Here is a 5,690-nt window from a genome sequence, read left to right on the forward strand (position 1 = left end):
CACAAAGAGGCGATCTATCGTGCACTTTTGCACGATAGATTGCAAAAAACAGCCATACGGCTCGAGAATGATGTATTTTTGCACGATAGCACTGGACTGCTCACTTCACCGCTCGCTTCACTTCACCGCTCGCTGCTTGCCTCATAATATCCGGCTCCTTTCGCCCGCAAAACAAAAATTCTCCGCGTCGGCGAGCGACGACGGAGAATTAGTTAGAAGCGGACTGGCCAGCAGACAGAACAGGCAGACGGAACATCCCCTTGCCTGCGCAGGCACGTCAGGCCCCTCCCCCCAGCAATGCGAAAGGCCGCCCGCCAACGCGAGCGGCCTCCATCCGACTTCTCTTCAAGCCGCCCTTTTCCCTAACGACACTTTTAGTTCGAAGCCCACCGATCGTACGCGCCCTGATAGATCTTCGCCATCTTCTCGGCGCCCATCTTCTTCAGCGTGTCCACATACTTGTCCCAGTTGCTCAGCGGCTCGGCGCCGGTGATGAACTTGGCTTCCATCTGGTTGACGTACGTATTGAGGTCGGAGGTCAGGCTGTTGACCTGCGTCTGCTCGTCGGACGTCAGGAACAGCGTCGGGAATGGCGGACGCGCGCCCTGGTCGAGCAGCTTCGTCTGCGTTTCCTTGGCGACCCACACCTCGAATTCGCCCTTCAGACCCTTTTCGATATCGTCCGTGTTGATCGTCGGCGCCGGGATGCCGTAGTTCGGCGTCAGCGTCGAGCGATACTTCTCGCGGTCGGTGCCGCCGTCCGGGATCGGCAGGTATTCCTTCGTGCGGGTGGCCTTGTCCGTGTATTTCCACAGGATGCCCTCCGGCCCTTTGTTGAACAGCAGCGCGCCTTCATAGGAGTACAGGTAATCGACCCTGCGCATCGACGCTTCGGGCGACGGGTTTGTACTCGAGATGGCGAACGCGCCCGGCGTGATGCCCGCATTTGCCGCGATGGCCGGCTTGTCGACCATCTCGCTTTTCACCGGCGCGTACATCGGATCGTCCGTCGAAGGCTCGCCGCCGAGGGACATGTAGGCGTTCCAGTTGGCGAACATCGCGACCTGGTTGTTCTGCACCTTCGCCTTCTTCTGCTCGTCCGTCTGCGAGAAGCTCTCGTGATCGAGCAGCTCCTCGTTCCACAGCCGGTTCATGAACGTCAAGTACTGCTTGAAGCCCTCTTCCAGCGGCGTGTAGTGAACGGTCTTGTCGTCGTCGACATAGATCGTATCCTCGTACACCCCGAAGGAGCCGAGCAGCCAGTTGCGAATGTCGCGCAGGTTGACGTCTCTGGCGTTGCTGGCCGTCAGCGGGATCTCGTCGGCTTTGCCGTTGCCGTTCGGGTCTTCGGTCTTGACGCGCTTCAGATAGGTATACAGCTCTTCGGTCGTCGTCGGCAGCTTCGAGATCTTGAGCGCCTTCAGGAAGTCGCCGTTATACCAGATCGGATTGCGGTACCAGTGCTGGCTCATCTCGATGACCGGCAGCGCGTAGATATGGCCGTCCGGCGCGGTGATCGACTTGCGCACCTCGGGGTTCTCGTCGAGAATCTTCTTAAAGTTCGGCGCGTACTCGTCGATCAGCGTCTCCAGCGGAATGAGAATGCCTTGCTCGCCGTAGTTGATCTGCTCGGCCGTCGTCAGCCCCGCAGCGTAGAACATGTCCGGATAGTCGCCGCTCGCAAATACGAGGTTTTTCTTCGTATCGAAGCTGTCCTTTGGGGCGTTGCGGAAGTCGAGCTTGATGTTGCTCTGCTCGGCCATGATGTCGAGCACCTTCATTTTGGTCCAGTCCTGGTCACCTGTATCCGGGGCCATCAGCGTCAGCGTGAGCGGTTCGCTCACGATCGGAAAGCCTTCTTTGTTGACGGTAGCGCCCGCCGATTCCTTCTTGTCGTTCGATGCGCAGCCGGCCAGCAGACCGACGCCGATGGACGCCGCGAGCAGCAGCTTGCCTGTTTTTGCATACGATGCCATGAATGAACCCTCCCGTATATAATGATGAATCGCGTAATTGGTCGCCCCGTTCGCCGCAAGCGACGGCAGGGGCATCTATAATAAGCGGCCGAAGCCGGTTATTAACGGAGCCCGCGTACCGTCAGCCCTTGACCGAGCCGATCATGACGCCTTGAACGAAGTAGCGCTGCAAAAACGGATAGACCGCGATGATCGGCAGCGTGGAGACGACGATGACCGCATATTTCAGCAGGGAGGCCGTCTCGGCCTTGGAGTTCATCGCTTTGGCGATATCGCCGCTTATTGCGGCGCCGGTCGTTTCCGCCGTCATCTCCTGAAGAACGAGGATCTGTCTGAGCACCATTTGCAACGGATATTTGGCGGCGTCGTTCAGGTAGAGCAGAGACGGCAGATAGCTGTTCCAGTGCGCGACCCCGTAGAACAACGCCATGACCGCGATGATGGGAAAAGACAGCGGCAGCACGACGCGGGTGAACAGTCTCAGGTTCGTGCACCCATCGATCTGTGCAGCCTCCTGCAGCTCCCTCGGGATCGTCGTCTGGAAAAACGTCCTGGCCACGATCAGATTCCAGACCGAGACGGCGACCGGCAGGATAAGCGCGCCCATCGTATTGATCAGATGAAGATCCTTGACGACGAGGTACGTCGGCACCAGGCCGCCGTTGAAGAACATCGTCACCAGGATAATGATAACGAACAACGTCCGTCCTACAAAATCCGAGCGGCTGAGCGCATAGGCGGCGGGCAGCGTCACTGCGAGATTAAGCGCCGTCCCGAGCACCGTGTAGATGATCGTATTGAGATATCCGGTCCAGATTTTGGAGTTTTGGAACACGAGCGTGTAGCCGTCCCAGGTGATGCCCTTGGGCCATAGCCACATGTCCCCGGCGTTCACGAGCTTCGGCGAGCTGATCGACGCGCTGAGGATGTAGATGAGCGGATACAGCACGACGACAAGCGCGACGGCCAGGAACAAGTATACGCCGAACATGAAGAGCCGATCGCCCCTGGACGCCTTGATCGCTGAGTTGGCAAGGTTCATATCGCTTTTCTCCCTTCTACCATAGACTGGTCTCGCTCGTCCGCTTGGCGATGCGGTTGACGAGGATCAGCAGGATGGCGTTGATGACCGAGTTGAACAGGCCTACCGCGGTCGAGAAGCTGTACTGCGCGTCGACCAGACCGGTTCGGTAGACAAAGGTGGAAATGACGTCGGAAGACTCCATGTTTAGGGAGTTCTGCAGCAGCAAGATCTTCTCGAAGCCAACGCCGAGGATGTTGCCCATGTTCAGGATGAGCATGATCGTGATCGTCGGGACGATCGTCGGCAGATTGATATGCAGGACGCGCTTGAAGCGGCTCGCGCCGTCCACGATGGCAGCCTCGTGCAGCTGCGGATCGACGCCCGCCAGCGCAGCCAGATAGATGATCGTGCCCCAACCCGCGCTCTGCCACACATCGGACAGGACATACACCGTCTTGAACCATCGCGGATCGGTCAGGAACTGCGGCGCGTCGATGCCCACCCATTCCATGATCTTGACGATGATGCCGGACGACGGCGACAGGAACGTAATGATCATCCCGGCCATGACGACGACGGAGATGAAGTGCGGCGCGTATGTCACGGTCTGGACGGACTTCTTGAACCATCCGTTCTTCGCTTCGTTAAAGGCGAGCGCCAGAATGATCGGCAGCGGAAACCCGACCGCAAGCGCATACAAGCTGATGCCGAACGTGTTCCAGATCAGATCCCAGAAATAATACGAGTTAAAAAACCGTTCAAAGTGAGCGAATCCGACCCAGGGGCTGTCCATGACGCCTTTGGCCGGCATGAAGTTTTTGAACGCGATCTGGATCCCGTACATCGGCAGATAATGAAATAAAATAAAGTAGACAAGCGCCGGGGCGACGAACAGGTACAGCTCCCAGTTGCGCCAGATTCGTTTGCCGAGCGACGCGCGTTCGGCTAGCTTCGTGGGCAGCGGCAAGCCGCCGTCCATCGCTTGAACTTGCTGCGTTTCTGCTTTCACGATGCTCCTCCCTTCCGCGCTGCAGGACCGTTATTACTGTGAGCGTATTCATCTCATTCGGTGACGGCCTGGCAGCGATTACAATTCGAATTGTAGGGAAGGCAGGCGCGCAACGTAAATATGTGAGATGTGCATTGTCATTGTGAAACGGGGGTAAACCCTTGGGGCCCAAGGGTTTGTCGTATACGCGCTATCATTTTGACCGGGGCGGAAATGTGTAAAGTTTTAACCGTTTTCAACGCTGCAAACGATACATATTGCGCTGTTCCGCAAGGTGTGCCAACCTGATTGATGATTCGTTCGGCGGTAGGCCGACCCCAAGGAGGAAAATAAGATGACGCAGTCCGTATCCGCCCTGCCCGCTTCGATCCGCGACTTTCTGGATCAAGCCGACCGGCGCCTCGCCCACCGTCCCAAGCTGCAGCGGATGTTCCGCAACTGCTTTCCCAATACGCTCGAGACGACGACCAAGCTGCTGGACGACGGCACGACCTTCGTCTTCACCGGCGACATTCCGGCCATGTGGCTGCGCGACTCGGTGGAGCAGGTGCGCCACTATTTGCCGTTCGTCCGAGAAGACGAGGAGCTGCAGCGGATCATCGGCGGGCTCATTCGCCGCCAGCTTTTTTACATCAACCAGGACCCTTATACAAACGCGTTCAACGAGACGGCCAGCGGCAAGCACTACAATGACGGCGACCTGTCCGACATGACGCCCTGGATGTGGGAGCGCAAGTACGAGCTCGACTCCCTTTGCTTCCCCGTGCAGCTGCTGTACGACTATTGGCAGGCGTCCGGCAAGACGGACGTATTCGACGATGCGTGCTACCAGGCGCTCGTCTCGATCGTCGGCGTCATCGGCACCGAGCAGCGGCATATGGAAAAGTCGCCTTACCGTTTCCTGCGCCCAGGCTTCAAGGAAACCGAGACGATGCAAAACGACGGCCTCGGCCTGCCGGTCAACTACACGGGCATGACGTGGTCCGGCTTCCGGCCGAGCGACGACGCGTCCCTGTTCGGCTACAACGTGCCGGGCAACATGTTCGCCGTCGTCATTCTCGGCCATATCCGCGAGATCGCGAGCACGATTTATAAGGATGAGGGCCTCGCCGAGCGTGCGCAGAAGCTGCGCGAGCAGATCGACTTCGGCATCCGCGCCTACGGCATCGTCAACCACCCGCACTTCGGCCGCATCTACGCATACGAGACCGACGGCTTCGGCAACTATTGCCTCATGGACGACGCCGGCACGCCGGGCCTCATGTCCATTCCGTACTTCGGCTACGCGCCCGCCGACGATCCCGTCTACCAGAACACGCGTCGGTTCGCGCTCAGCTTCGACAATCCGTACTACTTCGAAGGCAAGTACGCCAAGGGCATCGGCAGCCCGCATACGCCGGACGGCTATGTTTGGCATATGGCGCTGTCCATGCAGGCGCTGACCAGCACGGACGAGCGGGAGGTCAAGGACCTCATCGAGGTGCTCATCGCCACGGACGCCGACACGGGCTTCATGCACGAGGGCTTCAACCCGGACGATCCCACGATTTTCACCCGCCCCTGGTTCGCCTGGTCCAATTCGCTGTTCGCGCAGGTGATCTGCAAGGCGATGGATAAAGGCTGGGTGTAAGGCCGGTCCCGCACCCGATCGCACCAAAATGTTGCGATTGACGCGCAGGCG

At 58.7% G+C, this 5,690-nt stretch carries 4 protein-coding genes; 1 reads left to right on the forward strand and 3 read right to left on the reverse strand.

What is annotated here, in order from left to right; translation table 11 throughout:
• Nucleotides 1–374: 374 nt before the first annotated feature.
• The 3 genes from KVT38_RS07890 to KVT38_RS07900 form a co-directional block, all read right to left on the reverse strand.
• Complete coding sequence (locus tag KVT38_RS07890; RefSeq protein WP_217593148.1) at nt 375–1,976, reverse strand: extracellular solute-binding protein; 1,602 nt, start codon at nt 1,974–1,976, stop codon at nt 375–377.
• Nucleotides 1,977–2,097: 121 nt separating this feature from the next.
• Nucleotides 2,098–3,018: a carbohydrate ABC transporter permease gene (locus tag KVT38_RS07895; RefSeq protein ID WP_217593149.1), complete on the reverse strand. Its 921-nt coding sequence runs from the start codon at nt 3,016–3,018 to the stop codon at nt 2,098–2,100.
• 16 nt (nt 3,019–3,034) lie between these two features.
• Nucleotides 3,035–3,979 carry an ABC transporter permease gene (locus KVT38_RS07900; protein WP_217593241.1) on the reverse strand — a complete coding sequence of 315 codons (945 nt, stop codon included), beginning with the start codon at nt 3,977–3,979 and terminating at the stop codon, nt 3,035–3,037.
• A gap of 364 nt (nt 3,980–4,343) precedes the next feature.
• Between KVT38_RS07900 and KVT38_RS07905 the strand changes: the two genes are divergently transcribed.
• Nucleotides 4,344–5,639: a glycoside hydrolase family 125 protein gene (locus KVT38_RS07905; RefSeq protein WP_217593150.1), complete on the forward strand. Its 1,296-nt coding sequence runs from the start codon at nt 4,344–4,346 to the stop codon at nt 5,637–5,639.
• Nucleotides 5,640–5,690: the final 51 nt, after the last annotated feature.

This window comes from Cohnella sp. GbtcB17 (assembly GCF_019091135.1).
Lineage (GTDB): Bacteria > Bacillota > Bacilli > Paenibacillales > Paenibacillaceae > Cohnella.